The sequence below is a fragment of the Methylobacterium sp. J-118 genome, assembly GCF_057836565.1.
The window spans coordinates 585,083-600,094 of record NZ_JBYQFA010000001.1; the positions used below are offsets into that span (position 1 = coordinate 585,083).

A 15,012-nucleotide genomic window follows, 5' to 3' on the forward strand; every position below is an offset into this window, starting at 1 on the left:
CCTTGCGGAGAGGGGTAGGGGTGGGGGTGGTGCAGGAGGCACCGGCGCCGCTCCATCCTGAACCACCCCACCTCCGGCTCCTCCCCGCTACGGGGAGGAGAGGCCCTTTGGAACGGACCTGGACCTCACCCGATGGCGAGTTTGAAGGACCTGCGTAACCGCATCACCTCGGTGAAGGCGACGCAGAAGATCACCAAGGCTATGCAGATGGTCGCCGCCGCCAAGCTGCGCCGGGCGCAGATGGCCGCCGAGGCGGGCCGTCCCTATGCCGAGAAGATGGCCATGGTTCTTGGCAATCTCGCCGGCAACCTGATCGGCGGCGTCGGCGCGCCGAGGCTCCTGTCCGGCACCGGCTCGGAGCAGACCCATCTCCTGGTGGTCTGCACCGGTGATCGCGGCCTGTGCGGTGCCTTCAACTCCTCGATCGTCCGTCTCGCGGTCCGCGAATATGCCCAGAAGCTCACCGCCGCGGGCAAGACCGTCAAGATCATGACCGTCGGCAAGAAGGGCTACGACCAGCTGCGGCGCCTGTACCGCGACCAGATCGTCGAGAGCATGGATATCCGTGGCAACCGTCCGGTGGATTACCCGTTCGCCGCCGAGATCGCCGACCGGATCCTGGCCCGCTTCGAGGCCGGCGAGTTCGACGTGGCGACCCTGTTCTTCTCCGAATTCCGGTCGGTCATCTCGCAGGTCCCCACCGCCCAGCGGCTGATCCCGGCCGAACTGCCCGAGGCCGACACCAGCGCGAAGGCGGTCGGAGGCGACGCCGCCCTGGAATTCGAGCCCTCCGAGGAGGCGATCCTGGAGACGCTGCTGCCGAAGAACCTGACGGTGCAGATCTACCGGGCGCTCCTCGAGAATGCCGCCTCCGAACAGGGCGCCCGCATGAGCGCCATGGACTCGGCCACCCGCAACGCGGGCGAGATGATCAAGAAGCAGACGCTTATCTACAACCGCACGCGTCAGGCCATGATCACCAAGGAACTCATCGAGATCATCTCCGGCGCCGAGGCGTTGTGATAAGAGGGCGTGCCGGAGGCGTCACACGATGACGAGCGAGGTCGAGAACCTGGTTTTGGAGCACCTGCGCGCCCTCCGGCGTGACGTCTCCGAAGCGCGCCTCGACCTCAAGGACGTGAAGTCGCGGCTGACCGCCATCGAGATGCAGGTTGCGACCATGAATGGGCGCATGGACCGTTTCGACGAGCGTATGGCCCGTGTCGAAGTACGGCTCGAGCTGACGGACGCTTGAGCCGGATCTGATCGATCGAGGATATGGCCGGCGCGATTCGTGCGCCGGCACGGACAACGAGGATATCATGGCCAACACCGCACTCCCCGGCGCCGGCTCCAACAAGGTCGGCAAGATCACCCAGGTCATCGGCCCCGTGGTCGACGTGCAGTTCGACGGGCATCTGCCCGAGATCCTGAACGCCCTGGAGACCAAGAACAACGGCGCCCGCCTCGTCCTCGAGGTCGCCCAGCAACTCGGCGAGCAGACCGTCCGCTGCATCGCCATGGACACGTCCGAGGGCCTGACCCGGGGCCAGGAATGCACGGATACCGGTGAGCCGATCAAGGTTCCGGTGGGCATGAACACCCTCGGCCGGATCATGAACGTGATCGGTGAGCCGATCGACGAGCTCGGCCCTGTGGTGTGCGACACCTACCGCGCCATCCACCAGCCGGCCCCGTCCTACGCCGACCAGTCGACCGAGGCGCAGATCCTCGTCACCGGCATCAAGGTGGTGGACCTGCTGGCCCCCTACTCGAAGGGCGGCAAGGTCGGCCTGTTCGGCGGCGCGGGCGTCGGCAAGACCGTGCTGATCATGGAGCTGATCAACAACATCGCCAAGGTGCACTCCGGCTATTCGGTGTTCGCCGGCGTCGGTGAGCGGACCCGCGAGGGCAACGATCTCTATCACGAGATGATCGAGTCCAAGGTGAACGTCGACCCGAAGGAGCATGGCGGCTCGGCCGAGGGCTCCAAGTGCGCCCTGGTCTACGGGCAGATGAACGAGTCGCCCGGCGCCCGCTCGCGGGTGGCGCTCACCGGCCTGACCATCGCGGAGCAGTTCCGCGACGAGGGCCAGGACGTGCTGTTCTTCGTGGACAACATCTTCCGCTTCACGCAGGCCGGCTCCGAAGTGTCGGCGCTGCTGGGCCGCATCCCCTCGGCGGTAGGCTATCAGCCGACGCTGGCCACCGACATGGGTGCCCTCCAGGAGCGCATCACCACCACCAACAAGGGCTCGATCACCTCGGTGCAGGCGATCTACGTGCCGGCCGACGATCTGACCGATCCGGCGCCCGCCGCCTCCTTCGCCCACCTCGACGCCACGACCGTGCTGTCGCGCTCGATCGCCGAGAAGGGCATCTACCCGGCGGTGGATCCGCTCGACTCGACCTCGCGCATGCTGTCGCCGGCGATCCTCGGCGAGGAGCATTACGACGTCGCCCGCCGGGTCCAGCAGACCCTGCAGCGCTACAAGGCGCTCCAGGACATCATCGCGATCCTGGGCATGGACGAGCTGTCCGAGGAGGATAAGCTCACCGTGGCCCGCGCCCGCAAGATCGAGCGCTTCTTCTCGCAGCCCTTCACGGTGGCCGAGGTGTTCACCGGCTCGCCCGGCGTGCAGGTGCCGCTGGAGGACACGATCAAGGGCTTCAAGGGCCTCGTGAACGGCGATTACGACGACCTGCCCGAGGCGGCCTTCTATATGGTCGGCACGATCGAGCAGGCCCAGGAGAAGGCCAAGAAGCTGAAGGCCGCGTAAGGCTGCACCCTCCCCTCCCCCATGATCTCAGGCATGCCTGAGATCAGAATCGGACTTGCCCGGATCGGGCATGCCCGATCTAGTTGGGAGGGGCCCGGGGGGTGGGGGTGGTGCAGAGGGAACCGCTGCGCTCGATCCTGCACCACCCCCACCTCCACCTCCTCCCCGCAAGGGGGAGGAGAGCTTGTCGCGGATCCGGGATTGTCCTGAGATGGCCACCTTCCACTTCGATTTCGTCGGCCCCGAGCGGACGCTGTATTCCGGCGAGGTGACCGCCGTTCAGCTGCCCGGTACCGAAGGCGAGATGACCGTGATGCCGGGCCACGCCCCCGTCCTGACCTCCCTGCGGGTCGGGGTGATCGTGGTCACCGAGAGCCAGAGCAGCGGCAAGCGCATCTATGTCCGCGGCGGGTTCGCCGATATTGGTCCCACCGCCGTGACTGTGCTGGCCGAGCGTGCCGCGCCGATCGAGGAACTCACGCCCGAATCGCTCGACAAGGATATCGAGGCGGCCGAATTGCTGCGCGATTCCACCGAGGATCTGCAGAAGCGCGAGGAGCTGAACGGCCAGATCGTCCAGCTCCGGGAGACCAAGGCGCTGCTCAAGCTCTGACGGCCGATCGGATCGTCCCGATCACAGCGCCGGGCCGACGGATCGAGACGCTACGCTTTGCCGGCGCCGGCCAGCGCCTGGGCCAGGAGTTCGGCCCGGGCGTCCGGTCCGATGGGACAGCCGCTTTCCAGCCAGAGCCTGCGGGCCGCGGACAATCCCCGGCCAATCGCCGGACCGGGCGCCACGCCCGCCGCCACCAGATCCGCCCCGGCCAGCGGAAAGGTCGGCGCGCCCCCTGCCCCGTCCATCATCCGCAGCGTCTGCCACGCATCCTCGGTGATGTCCGGCCTCGGCTCGCCGGCCAGAATCGCCAGTGTGGCGGTCAGGAGCGGGAAGCCGTGTGCGGCCGCGAGGACCCGCGCCTCGATCGTGCTGATCAGCGCCCGACCGTGCAGATCCGCCAGGGTGTCGGCGTAGCCGGTGAGCTGCGCGTGGGCCTGGTTCGAGAGCCGCAACCGATCGCGCAACCGATCCGCGTCGTGCCGGCCGGCGACCGCCAGCGCCGCGAGCCGCATCACCGGCGGCAGACCCGCCCCGGCGGCGCGCTCCAGCCGCCCGAGCTCGCCGACGCCGCCCGTGATCCGCTGCAGCAGGCCGGTGCCGCTCAGAGTCACGACCATCGTCGGGCCTCCGGTTGCCGCCAGAAGTTTCAAAAACTCGTCGCGGACTCGCTCCCGCGACAGCCGGTCCAGGCTGTCGCGGGCGGCCACGCAGGCCGCGAGCGCCGCCGCGTCGGGCGCCCCGCGGCCGAAGCGTGCGTGGAAACGGAAGAAGCGCAGGATCCGCAGGGCATCCTCACGGATCCGGGTCGCGGGATCGCCGATGAAACGCACCCGTCCGCCCGCCAGATCCGCCAACCCGCCGACGGTGTCGTGCAGTTGCCCGTCGATGCCGAGCGACAGGGCGTTGACCGTGAAGTCGCGCCGTTCCGCGTCCCGCGCGAAGTTGCTGCCGAACCGGACGACCGCGTGGCGCCCGTCGGTCTCGATATCCTCGCGAAGCGTAGTGACCTCGATCGGCCCGTCCTCGGTGATCAGCGTGACGGTTCCGTGCGCGATCCCGGTCGGTACCGCCTTCAGGCCCGGGGCCGCGCGGGCGCGCGTCATCACGGCGTCCGGCCGAAGCGTCGTCGCGAGGTCGATATCGGCGGCCGACACGCCGAGAAGGGCATCGCGGACGCATCCGCCGACCAGACGGGTCTCGGCACCCGGATCGTCCAGGGCCATGAGCGCCCGGCGTACGCCCGGCCGGTCGAGGAGGGCCGAGAGGCCGGCGCGGTCGAGGATCTGCCTCACCGGAAGCCGCCGGGGACCAATCGGCCGTTCTCCATGTGCGTGGGCACGTAGCCGCCGGCCCGGCGCTCGGAGAACAGGCCCTCGTAGACGAGCGTGCCGATCACAACGGCCAACCCGGCGAGCACGAGGCGAAAAAGGTGCGGATCCCAGTGGACCCGGCGCAGCGGGTTGCGGCCCGCCAGCAGCAGGTAGACCAGAAATAACCCGAAGGGGATGAGGAAGAGGCCGAACTCTTCGAGGACGCGACGCAGCATGGGTGTTCGTTGCCTAAACGGCCGGGCGACGGATCCCGCCCGGTTCGGATTCCGGATAGAGCCGTTCGCGGAGGTTGTTCAAAATCCCGGCGGTGACACCCCAGATCAGTCGCTCGCCGAAGTTGACGGCGTAGAACCAGCGGGTGCGGCCCTGCCAGTCCCGCGACCGCAGCCGATAGCGCTCCCGGTCCATCAGCACCGGCAGCGGTACCTCGAACACGTCGGCCACCTCGGCGGGATTGGGCCGGTAGGTCGCCTCAGGCGCGACGAGGCCGATCACCGGGGTGACGAGGAAACCCGTTCCCGACAGGTAGGGGTCGATATAGCCGACGAGCTGCACCGCGGTGGGGTGCAGGCCGATCTCCTCCTCGGCCTCCCGCAGGGCCGCGGCGGCGGGGGTGGGATCGGACGGGTCGATCTTGCCCCCCGGCAGGGCGACCTGTCCGGAATGGTCGCGGAGGTTGGCGGCGCGCTGCGTCAGGATGAGGTTCGGCCCCTCCGGGCGGAACACCACCGGCACGAGCACGGCGGCCCGCCGGTGCGGCGGCGGCGGGATCACGGCCGAGCCGTCCGGATCGAGGCTATGGTCGCCGCGCGGGTTGGAGGTCGGATCGTCCGGCCCGGGGGGATGCGGCGACAGGCCCGACGCGGCGCGGGCGAGGAATGCGGCGCGGGGATCGCTCACGCGGCGGCCGGTGCGATGGGATAGAAGGTGCCCCCGGCCCATAGCCCGAGCCAGGACCGTCCGTCGACGGGATGCTCCTCAGCGAGATCCACGAGGTCGTAGGTCAGAGCCCGGGTGACGAGCGCCCAGAGGCCGCCGCGGACATGCAGATAGGGTTTCAGGGCCCCGTCCGGCTCTTCCTCGAAGCGCAGGGCGTGTTCGGCGTCGACGGGCACGAGGTCGTCGACATTGGTCCGGAAGGAGAGGCGCCGGTTCGGCCCGGAACCGTCGACCGCCATCTCGACCGCCGCGAAGGCTGCGTCCTCGACCGTGATGCCGACGCTCTCCACCGGCGTGACCAGCACGGTGCGGCCGTCGGGCTCGCGCCGCAGGATGGTGGAGAACAGGCGGACCAGCTTTGTCCGGCGGATCGGCGTGCCGTTGTGGTACCAGGTCCCGTCCGCGGCGATGCGGATGTCGATCTCGCCGCAATAGGGCGGGTTCCAGCGCTCCACCGGCGGCAGCCCCCGGGTCGGCAGATCCCCGAGGGCCGCGCTGAGGCGGGCTAGGGTCGGGTCGGCGGAATCCTCACTCATGCCCATGACAGATAGCGCTCCGGCGCCCGGACAGCCATGGCGGCCCGGGTCGCGGCCGTCAGGCCGGTCCGGCGCCCTGGGTGTTCACCGTCAGGGCGTAGAGCGACTGGCTGGCCGTCATGAACAGGCGGTTCCGCTTGGGGCCGCCGAAGGTGAGGTTGCCGCAGACCTCCGGCAGGCGGATCCGCCCGATCAGTCTCCCCGCCGGGTTCCAGATCGTCACACCGTTATAGCCCACGGCCCGGCCGGCGTTGCTCGACGCCCAGACATTGCCGTCGACGTCGGTCCGCACGCCGTCCGGCCCGCATTTGACGCCGTCGACCACGCAATCGGCGAACAGCCGTTGTCCGGAGAGCCTGCCGCCGTCTCCGACGTCGAAGGCGTAGATCTCGCCCTTGCCCCCGGGGCCGGTCTCGCCCGGTCCCTTGCCGGTGGAACAGACATAGAGGGTCCGATGGTCGGGGGAGAAACAGAGGCCGTTGGGGTCCGGAACCGCATCGTCGGTCAGCACCCGGTCGACCTGGCCGGACGGGTCGATGCGGTAGACCGCGTTCGGCAGCGCCCGCCGTCCTGGTGCGACCCCGGCGGGCTGACCGAGGCGCGGGTTGAGATGGCCCTGGGGGTTCGAGGGACCGCCCGGCTCGTCCGGCAGACCCTCGTAGAGCAGGCCGCCGTAGGGCGGATCGGTGAACCAATACGATCCGTCGACGTGCTGGACCACGTCGTTCGGCGAGGTCAGCGGCTTGCCCGCGAAGCTGTCGGCCAGAACCGTCGCCGAGCCGTCGAGTTCGTAGCGGACCACGCGCCGGCTGGTGTGCTCGCAGCTGAGCTGCCGCCCCTGCCGATCGAAGCTGTTGCCGTTGGAATTGTTGCTCGGCGCGCGGAAGGCGGAGACGTGCCCGTCCTCCTCGAGCCACCGCATCTGGCGGTTGTTTGGGATATCGCTCCAGACCAGATACCGGCCGACCGCATTCCAGGCCGGCCCCTCCGCCCAGAGGGCGCCGGTCCAGAGGCGGCGGATCGCGCTGTTCGGGACGATGCAGGCCTCGAAAGCCGGATCCACTGCGAGCACGTCGGGATCGGTGAAATAGGTGGTGGGGGCTGCGCCGGGGCGGAAGTCGCGCGGCGGGTTCGTCACCGTGCTGGGCGGCGCCGGCTCGGCGGACGCCGGACCGGCCGAGGCCAGGACGGCGCCCAACCCTGCGAGGACCGAACGGCGCGAGGGCGGAACGGGCCCGCGATGCGCCTCACCTCCGGATCGGCCTGTCTCCCCGTGTCGCATGCGATCCCCCCGGTTCGCGTCTGCGCGCATCGTTGGCGCGCCGCGTCCAAAGACTGGGACCAAAATCCTGTTCGCGTCAACCGGGCCTGCGCCGCAGGATCTTCCACACCCCATCCGCCGAGGCCAACAGGCGACTCCCGTCCCGCACGTCGGCGCGCATGAAGACGAGCGAGCCGGTCCGTTTCACCACCTGCGGGCGGATGCCGATCCAGTTCCCGAGGCGTCCCACATCGATGAACTTCATCTCGAGCTGGATCGTCACGCAATTGGCGCCATCGGCCGCCCGCATGGCCGTCTCGCCGAGCGCCCGGTCGGCGAAGCTCATCAGCATGCCGCCATGGACCACGCCGATGAGGTTGGCGTGCTTCTGCTCCGCCCGGAACGCGTAGGCGCCGTCCGCTTCGCGCCAATGCACCGGCCCGACATGGGCGATGAAGCCGGCATCCTCGATGGGTGTCCAGCCCGGGTCGGATGGGTCGAAGGGATCGGTATCGTCGGTCATCGTGCATCGTCCGTAGCTGTCGCGGCGGTGGAAACCGGTACCGTCAGTCAGGTTCCCCGTGGCTTGGCCCGCCGGGTCGGAGCCTCGGTGAGCGGGTCCTCCGGCCAGGGATGGCGGGGATAGCGCCCGCGCATCTCGGCCCGCACCGCGGCCCAGGATCCGCGCCAGAAACCCGGGAGGTCGCGGGTGATCTGGATGGGGCGGTGGGCGGGCGACAGCAGGTGCAGGACCAGGGGCCGTCCGCCGGCCCGCGGGTGCCGGTCGAGGCCGAACAACTCCTGCACCCGCACGGATAGGGCGGGCTCGTCGGCGGCGTAATCCACCGCGATGCGCGAGCCGGTGGGCACCTCCACATGGGTCGGCGCCTCGGCGTCGAGGCGGGTGCGCAACGTCCAGGGCAGCAGGCCCTGCACGGCACCGCTGAGGTCGTCGGCCGTGATCGAGGCCAGGGCGGTGCGCCCGACGAGGGACGTCGCGAGCCACGCATCCACGGTCGCGGCGAGCGCATCGTCGGACAGGTCTGGCCAGGCATCGCCCTCCGCCGCGTGCAGGAAGCGCACCCGGGCGCGCCATTGCGACAGGGCCTGCGTCCAGGGCAGCCGATCGATCCCCAGTGCGGCGATTGCCCGGGCCAGGACCGCGGCGCTCTCCAGATCAGTCAGGACTGGCAGCGGCCGGGCGCCGAGGCTGACCGCCCCCAGCCGCCGGACCGCCCGGGCCCGGAGGGACGCCGTTTCCGCATCGAAGGTGATCTCGGTGCGGGACTCGATCCTGTCGGCGAAGAGCTGCTCGATGGCCCCGGCGTCGATCGCCGCCGCCGCCAGGATGCGGGCATTGCCCGCCGCGCCGACGAGGTCGGCGACGACCAGATGGGTCTCCCGGGCGAGCGCATGGGCCGGATCGAGGCGGCCGGCGCGGCCGCTCGCCATGACGAACTCGCCCTCGCGCCCCCGCGCCCGCGCGACGCGGTCCGGATAGGCCAGGGCCAGGAGCGGGCCGGCCGGCGCCGGTCCGGCATCCGGGCCGCCGCCCGCGATCCGCGCCCAGCCCTCGGCGAGCCGGCGCATGTCGGCTGAACGCCCGGCCCGGTCGCGGCGGAACCGTTCGACCCGCGCGTCGAGATCGACCTCGTCCCCCCCGAGGCCGCGTTCCACCAGGACCGCGGCGAGTTCCGCGGCGGCACGCGCCCGCCCGGACCCGGCCGCGACCGTGACCATACGGGCGAGACGCGGCGGAAGCGGCAGGGCGCGCAGCCGCGCGCCGGCCTCCGTGAGCCGTCCATTCGGGTCGATCGCCCCGAGGTCCGACAGCATGGTCCGGGCTTCGGTCAAGGCGGGCGCCGGGGGCGGATCGAGGAAGGCGAGCGTGCACGGATCGGCCACCCCCCAGGCGGCGCAGTCGAGGAGCAGGCTCGCCAGATCCGCCGACAGGATTTCGGGCCGCGAGAAGGGTTCAAGGGCGCTGGTGCCGGCCTCCGACCAGAGCCGCCAGCACAAGCCGGGCTCGGTCCGGCCGGCGCGGCCCCGCCGCTGATCCACGGAGGCGCGGGAGGCGCGCGCGGTCACGAGCCGCGTCAGGCCGAGCCCAGGCTCATAGACGGGGACCCGCGAGAGCCCGGAATCGACCACGATCCGGACCCCCTCGATGGTCAGCGAGGTCTCGGCGATGCTGGTGGCGAGCACCACCTTGCGGGTTCCGGGGGGCGCCGGGGCGACGGCGCGGTCCTGCTCGGCCGGTGGGAGGGCGCCGTAGAGCGGCGCGAGCTGCACGTCCGGCCCGATGCGATCCGCCAGGAGGGCGACGGTCCTGCGGATCTCCGCCTGTCCGGGCAGGAACACCAGCACCGAGCCCGGATCGGAGCGCAGGGCCCGGAGGGTGACCTCGGCCACCGCCTCCTCGATCCGCCGGTTCGGGTCGCGCTCGACGTGGCGGGTCTCCACCGGGAAGGCGCGACCCTCCGAGGCGACCACCGGCGCATCGCCCATCAGCCGCGCGACCCGGGCGCCGTCGAGGGTCGCCGACATCACCAGGATCCGCAGATCCTCGCGCAGGCCGCCCTGGGCGTCGAGGGCCAGCGCGAGGCCCAGATCGGCATCCAGGGAGCGTTCGTGGAACTCATCGAACAGCACCGCGCCGATGCCGGCGAGTTCCGGGTCGTCGAGGATCATCCGCGTGAACACGCCCTCGGTCACCACCTCGATCCGGGTGCGGGCCGAGATCTTCGATCCGAGCCGGACGCGCAGGCCGACCGTGCCGCCGACCGGCTCGCCGAGCGTCTGCGCCATCCGGGCCGCCGCCGCCCGGGCCGCGAGGCGGCGCGGCTCCAGCAGGACGATCTTGCGCCCGTCGAGCCAGGGTGCCCCCAGCAGGTCGAGAGGCACGCGCGTGGTCTTGCCCGCGCCCGGCGGCGCCACCAGCACGGCGGCGTTCCGCGCGCCGAGCGCGGCGCGCAGGTCGGGCAGGGCCGCCTCGATCGGCAATGGGGTGGGAAGACCGGGCATCGATGCCGCTGATGGCGCGGACCGGCGACGGGCGCAACCGCGGCGGCCGACCGGTGACGCCGGGCGGCGTTCGATACCGATCCGACTCCGCGGCCCTGGCCTCCGGCACGCCGAGCCGCGAACGTGCGGCGCATTCAAAAGACCCCGGAGTGAAACGATGAAATTCCGCCCGATGGCGCTGGCCCTGGCCGCGCTGCCTCTCGCGCTCGCGCCCGCGTTTGCGCAGGATCGGCTGCCGACGATACCGCCGCAGGATTACACGCCCGAGCAGAAGCAGGCGGCCGAGGCCTTCGCGCAGGCCCGGGGCAAACCGCCCTTCGGGCCCTTCGAGCCGCTGATGTATTCGCCCGAGGTCATGACCCTCGCCCGGTCGATGGGCGACTACCTGCGGTTCAAGCCCAAGATCGGCACAACCCTGTCGGAACTGGTGATCCTGATGACGGCGCGGCGCTGGACGCAGGACTACGAGTGGTACGTCCATGCGCCCATCGCCGAGAAGGCGGGGATCGCCCCGGAGATCGTCGCGGCGATCCGCGACGGGCGCCGGCCGGCGCGGATGAGCGATGACGAGACCATCGTCTACGAGTTCACCGCGGAACTGCAGGACACCAAGCGCGTGTCGGACACGACCTACGCCCGCGCCGAGGCCCGGTTCGGTAAGCCGGCGATCGTCGATCTTGCGGCGATCTCCGGCTACTACACGCTGCTCGCCATGGAGCTGAACGCCGCGCGCTACCCGATACCCGAGGATGGCAAACCCCTGCCGCGCATGCCCGAGTGAGCCCGCTTATCCACAGGGTCCGGGCATCTGCATCCCCGTTGTCCACAGGGTTCCGCGGCCGAAGATCGGGCCGCGGGGCCGGCGTTGACCATTCGTTAACCTTTATGGCCTGTTCTCTTTTCGTTCCCGAACGCGAACGAGGAGAACACGATGCTGACCGCTGCCAGTCCCGCGCGCGACGCGCATGCCTGTCCCGTCGAGGCGATCAGCGCCGCCTATCTCGGCTTCGCCGGCGGCGATGCCGGGATCGCCCTGCGCTGCGCGATCGCCGATGCCCTGTCCGACCTGATGGAGGCCGAGCGGCGCACCCGCGAACGCAGCCGCCTGATCTCCCGGGGCTACGTGCGGGAAGCCTTCGATCCGGCGGCCGGCCGCGCCAGCTGAACGCACGCTGCACGCGCGATTCAGGCTGGCTGCAGCGTGGCTGTGGAATCCTCCGCCCCATGATCCCGGACGTCTCGTGCATCCGGGCATCCATGGAGACAGGTCATGACACGCGTCGCTCTGCTCTCGGCCGCCGCGCTGATCGGCGCGGGCAGCCTGGCCTCTTCGACCGCGGAAGCCCGCGGCGGCGGGGCCATCGCGGCCGGCATCATCGGCGGCCTCGCGGCGGGCGCGCTGATCGGCGCCGCGACCCAGGCCCACGCGGCGCCCGCTTACGGGTACGGTGAGTCCTACGGATACACGCCCGTGGTGGTGCGGCCCGCCCCCGCCTACCGGGTGTACGAGGAGGACGGACCGGTCTACGCCACCCGCCGGACGGTCACCTACGAACGGGTGCCGGTCGGCTACGGTCCCGCCCGCCGCTGGCACCGGGACTGGGATGACGGCTACGGCGGCTACGGCTACGGCGACCGCAGCCATTACGGCTGGTGAGATGGCTCCCTGGGTCTGACGACCCCGGGCCCGGACGGCGGCCGCCATCCATCGTGGTTTCGGTGTCCGGGGCGATACGCTAGCGACATGGCGCGGCGCCGCTCCGGCAGCGCCCCATTCAGCCCACTCGCACGTGGCGTGAACCGGGTGTTCAGGTCGCGGCGGTAAGACGATTCGATGCTGGTCCACGAAGGCGCGACGCGCACCCCTGAAGCCGATCGCAAGCTCGGCCTGTCCCTAGCGGCGGTGGCCGGGGCGCTGAACACCGCGGGGTTCTATGCGGTCGGCCTCTACGCCTCGAACATGACCGGGAACGTCTCGGCCATCTCCGACCGCACGGGAACCGGCGATCTCGTCCTGGCGGCGGAGGCGCTGCTCCTCGTCCTGCTGTTCGTGCTCGGTGCGGCGGTGTCGACGCTGCTGATCCGCTACCGCCGCCGGTGCGCCGAGCACGGGGCCTACGCCTACAGCGTCTGTGCGGAAGCGGTGCTCCTCGTCGCCATCGGCCTCGTGGCGCTTCCCCTCGCGGAGCCGGCGCGGGGCCATGCCCTGGTGCTCGGCCTGAGCTTCGCCCTGGGTGTGCAGAACGCCGCGGCGACGAAGATCTCCGAGGCGCGCGTGCGGACGACGCATGTCACCGGCACGATCACCGATATCGGCATCGAGCTGGCGCGCTGGCTGGATCGCGCCGCGCCCGATCGGATTCCGCTGAAGCGCCACGACCCCACGCGGCTGCGCCTTCACGTGCTGACCGTCGGGGCGTTCCTCGCGGGCGGGCTCGTGGGCGTCGTCGCCTATCGCGCCGTCGGCGTGGCCCTGCTGTTCGCGGCGGCCGCGATCCTGGCGTCGCTGGCGCTGCCGGCGCTCAGGCGTTGATGTCGAGGAGCTGACCGGTCATCCGGTCGGCGGTCCGCGCCACGGCGGCGTTCAGCGCGAAGGCAGACTTGGAGCCGACGAGTTCGGCGGCGGCGCTGGACAGGTCCACCTGCGCGGCGGGTTGCAAAGCCGTCTCGGCGACGGGCGCCCCGGCGGACGCGATGGTCTGGGCCGCATTTCCGAGGAGGTCGGAGGCCCGGGTCATGCCGGTCGTGGCGGTCTGAAGGGCGTCGATCATGCGCAATCTCCCTGCGCCGATCCTGCCAGGCGAACGCTGCGGGACCGTTGCGGAGATCGCGCGGATTTGAGGGATCGCTGCCTTATCCGAAGGCTGTCCTGCGCGCGAAGGAACGGGGTGGTGCGGACGGCGGGACTCGAACCCGCACGGCCTTGCGGCCGCAAGATTTTAAGTCTCGTGCGTCTACCGGTTCCGCCACGTCCGCATCGGGCCTTCGGTAGCCGCGGCCGGCCGCGCGATCAAGCCGGGGGCGTCCAGCCGTACAGCCACGCGTAGCGGTCGCGCATGCCGTCGGGGCCGAGCCGCGCCATCACGGCGTTGCGGGCGAACGCCACCAATCCCCTGGCGTGATAGGTCCGGCCGTTGGCGCGGGCGGCCCTCTGGACGCGCCGGACGCGGGCCGCCCGGTCCGCCGCGAAGGAGGCGAGCGCGGCCGGCACCTGGACTTGGTGGGAGAGCGCGCGCGTCAGTACCGCGGCGTCTTCGATGGCGAGGGCGGCGCCCTGCGCGAGATAGGGCAGCACCGGATGGGCGGCGTCGCCGATCAGCGCGATCCGGCCGCGGGCGAGCGGGCGCGCCACGGCCCGATCGGCCAGCGACCAGACCAGCCAGGAATCCGGCAGGCCGAGCAATCCGCGCAGGGGCTCGGCACAGCCGCGAAAGCAGGCGCGCAGCACCGCCGGCTCCCCGAGCCGGCCCCAGCCCTCGTCGCCCACCGCCTCGGGGACGACCGCCACGACGTTGAGGAACTGGCTGTCCCGGACCGGGTAATGCACCACGTGCCGGTTCCGGCCGAGCCAGAGCCCCGTCGCCGCACCGCGCAGGGGTTCCGGCACGGCCTCGATCGGGATGAGCGCCCGCCACGCCGCCGCATGGCCGGGCCGGAGCGGCGCCGCATCGAGATGTCCGCGCAGGCGCGAGCGCAGCCCATCGGCCCCGATCGCCAGATCGAAGGCCAGATCCTGCACGCCGCTGGCGCCCTCCGCGGCGAGGAGGACTTCCGACTCCGTCTCGGCCAGGCGCGTTACGGTGCGGCCCATCATCAGGCGGATCGCCGGCCGTCCGCGCAGGGCATCGAGCAGGAGGGTCTGCAGATCGGCCCGGTGGATCACGTAGTAGGGCGCGCCGAACACCGTCTGCGCCGCCGCCCCGAGGGCGACGCCGCCGAGACGGCGGCCGCTGTCGAGAGCGCGTACCTCGACGCCCGGGGGCTCGCTCGCGGCCCGGCGCAGGGCGGGCGAAAGGCCGAGCCCCGCGAGTACGCGGCTCGCGTTGGGGGAGATCTGGATTCCGGCTCCGACCTCGCTGAAGCCGGTGCGGCGCTCGATCACCGTGACGGCATGGCCGGCATCCGACAGCGCCAGCGCCGCCGTGAGGCCGCCGATCCCGGCCCCGACGATCCCGATCCGCAATGGTCGATTGTCGGTGGACACCGCGACGGCGCGCCTACTCCGCCGCGAGCTTGGCGTCGTCGTGCCAGACGCAGGCCTGCGGATCCGCCTCGTCGGCCTTCAGGCCGGCGCGGTAACGGTACAGGGTCGAGCAGTACTGGCAGATGATCTCGGTGTCGGCGCCCATGTCGAGGAAGACGTGCGGGTGGTCGAACGGCGGCAGCGCGCCGATGCACATGAACTCCTTCACCCCGACAGCGACCACCGGCACACCCGGCTCGTTGTGAAAGTGGGGTACCGCCTTGCCTGCCATCCGGCCCTCGCCTGACCCGTACCGATCGCGCGGCGAATCCACCCGCGCGC

General features: G+C 71.1%; 18 protein-coding genes and 1 tRNA gene. 8 read left to right on the forward strand and 11 right to left on the reverse strand.

What is annotated here, in order from left to right:
* The first annotated feature begins 132 nt into the window (after nt 1–132).
* The 4 genes from AC3IF3_RS02745 (at nt 133) to AC3IF3_RS02760 (ending at nt 3,393) form a co-directional block, all read left to right on the forward strand.
* Nucleotides 133–1,023: a F0F1 ATP synthase subunit gamma gene (locus tag AC3IF3_RS02745; protein WP_489227163.1), complete on the forward strand. Its 891-nt coding sequence runs from the start codon at nt 133–135 to the stop codon at nt 1,021–1,023.
* A gap of 28 nt (nt 1,024–1,051) precedes the next feature.
* On the forward strand, nt 1,052–1,255 hold the full coding sequence (locus AC3IF3_RS02750) for a hypothetical protein (protein WP_489219613.1): 204 nt from the start codon (nt 1,052–1,054) through the stop codon (nt 1,253–1,255).
* 67 nt (nt 1,256–1,322) lie between these two features.
* The gene (gene atpD, locus AC3IF3_RS02755) at nt 1,323–2,780 is read left to right on the forward strand and encodes a F0F1 ATP synthase subunit beta (protein WP_243973487.1); all 1,458 of its coding nucleotides are present in this window, start codon (nt 1,323–1,325) and stop codon (nt 2,778–2,780) included.
* A gap of 211 nt (nt 2,781–2,991) precedes the next feature.
* Entirely contained in the window at nt 2,992–3,393 is a 402-nt protein-coding gene (locus AC3IF3_RS02760) for a F0F1 ATP synthase subunit epsilon (protein ID WP_489227165.1), read from the forward strand.
* Nucleotides 3,394–3,443: 50 nt separating this feature from the next.
* On the opposite strand, the gene AC3IF3_RS02765 is transcribed toward AC3IF3_RS02760, so the two are convergent.
* The 7 genes from AC3IF3_RS02765 to hrpB all read right to left on the reverse strand — a co-directional run bounded on the left by AC3IF3_RS02765 (nt 3,444) and on the right by hrpB (nt 10,487).
* A complete protein-coding gene (locus AC3IF3_RS02765; RefSeq protein ID WP_489227167.1) occupies nt 3,444–4,688 on the reverse strand; it encodes a CCA tRNA nucleotidyltransferase in 1,245 nt (414 codons plus the stop codon).
* A complete protein-coding gene (locus AC3IF3_RS02770; protein ID WP_489219615.1) occupies nt 4,685–4,942 on the reverse strand; it encodes a DUF6111 family protein in 258 nt (85 codons plus the stop codon). The genes AC3IF3_RS02765 and AC3IF3_RS02770 overlap by 4 nt, the downstream gene beginning before the upstream one ends.
* Nucleotides 4,943–4,955: 13 nt before the next feature.
* Complete coding sequence (locus AC3IF3_RS02775; protein ID WP_489227169.1) at nt 4,956–5,669, reverse strand: CoA pyrophosphatase; 714 nt, start codon at nt 5,667–5,669, stop codon at nt 4,956–4,958.
* On the reverse strand, nt 5,624–6,202 hold the full coding sequence (locus tag AC3IF3_RS02780) for a DUF1285 domain-containing protein (RefSeq protein WP_489231222.1): 579 nt from the start codon (nt 6,200–6,202) through the stop codon (nt 5,624–5,626). The genes AC3IF3_RS02775 and AC3IF3_RS02780 overlap by 46 nt, the downstream gene beginning before the upstream one ends.
* A gap of 58 nt (nt 6,203–6,260) precedes the next feature.
* Nucleotides 6,261–7,484 (reverse strand): SMP-30/gluconolactonase/LRE family protein, encoded by a 1,224-nt coding sequence (locus AC3IF3_RS02785; protein ID WP_489227170.1) that lies wholly within the window; start codon nt 7,482–7,484, stop codon nt 6,261–6,263.
* 76 nt (nt 7,485–7,560) lie between these two features.
* Entirely contained in the window at nt 7,561–7,986 is a 426-nt protein-coding gene (locus AC3IF3_RS02790; RefSeq protein WP_489227172.1) for a PaaI family thioesterase, read from the reverse strand.
* Between the two features lie 47 nt (nt 7,987–8,033).
* Entirely contained in the window at nt 8,034–10,487 is a 2,454-nt protein-coding gene (gene hrpB / locus AC3IF3_RS02795; RefSeq protein ID WP_489227174.1) for an ATP-dependent helicase HrpB, read from the reverse strand.
* Between the two features lie 157 nt (nt 10,488–10,644).
* On the opposite strand from hrpB, the gene AC3IF3_RS02800 reads away from it, so the two are divergent.
* The 4 genes from AC3IF3_RS02800 (at nt 10,645) to AC3IF3_RS02815 (ending at nt 13,020) form a co-directional block, all read left to right on the forward strand.
* Nucleotides 10,645–11,268 carry a carboxymuconolactone decarboxylase family protein gene (locus tag AC3IF3_RS02800; RefSeq protein WP_489227176.1) on the forward strand — a complete coding sequence of 208 codons (624 nt, stop codon included), beginning with the start codon at nt 10,645–10,647 and terminating at the stop codon, nt 11,266–11,268.
* A 150-nt stretch (nt 11,269–11,418) separates the two neighbouring features.
* A complete protein-coding gene (locus AC3IF3_RS02805) occupies nt 11,419–11,652 on the forward strand; it encodes a hypothetical protein (RefSeq protein WP_243973477.1) in 234 nt (77 codons plus the stop codon).
* Between the two features lie 105 nt (nt 11,653–11,757).
* Nucleotides 11,758–12,144 (forward strand): hypothetical protein, encoded by a 387-nt coding sequence (locus AC3IF3_RS02810; protein WP_489227178.1) that lies wholly within the window; start codon nt 11,758–11,760, stop codon nt 12,142–12,144.
* Between the two features lie 177 nt (nt 12,145–12,321).
* Nucleotides 12,322–13,020, forward strand: a complete 699-nt coding sequence (locus AC3IF3_RS02815; RefSeq protein WP_489227180.1) for a YoaK family protein — start codon at nt 12,322–12,324, stop codon at nt 13,018–13,020.
* Here AC3IF3_RS02815 and AC3IF3_RS02820 read toward each other — a convergent pair.
* The 4 genes from AC3IF3_RS02820 to AC3IF3_RS02835 all read right to left on the reverse strand — a co-directional run bounded on the left by AC3IF3_RS02820 (nt 13,010) and on the right by AC3IF3_RS02835 (nt 14,962).
* Complete coding sequence (locus AC3IF3_RS02820; protein WP_489227182.1) at nt 13,010–13,258, reverse strand: flagellar protein; 249 nt, start codon at nt 13,256–13,258, stop codon at nt 13,010–13,012. The genes AC3IF3_RS02815 and AC3IF3_RS02820 overlap by 11 nt on opposite strands.
* Nucleotides 13,259–13,376: 118 nt before the next feature.
* Nucleotides 13,377–13,463 (reverse strand) — tRNA-Leu (locus AC3IF3_RS02825).
* Between the two features lie 34 nt (nt 13,464–13,497).
* The gene (locus tag AC3IF3_RS02830; RefSeq protein WP_489227183.1) at nt 13,498–14,691 is read right to left on the reverse strand and encodes an FAD-dependent monooxygenase; all 1,194 of its coding nucleotides are present in this window, start codon (nt 14,689–14,691) and stop codon (nt 13,498–13,500) included.
* Between the two features lie 13 nt (nt 14,692–14,704).
* Nucleotides 14,705–14,962 carry a zinc-finger domain-containing protein gene (locus tag AC3IF3_RS02835; RefSeq protein WP_091713381.1) on the reverse strand — a complete coding sequence of 86 codons (258 nt, stop codon included), beginning with the start codon at nt 14,960–14,962 and terminating at the stop codon, nt 14,705–14,707.
* Nucleotides 14,963–15,012: the final 50 nt, after the last annotated feature.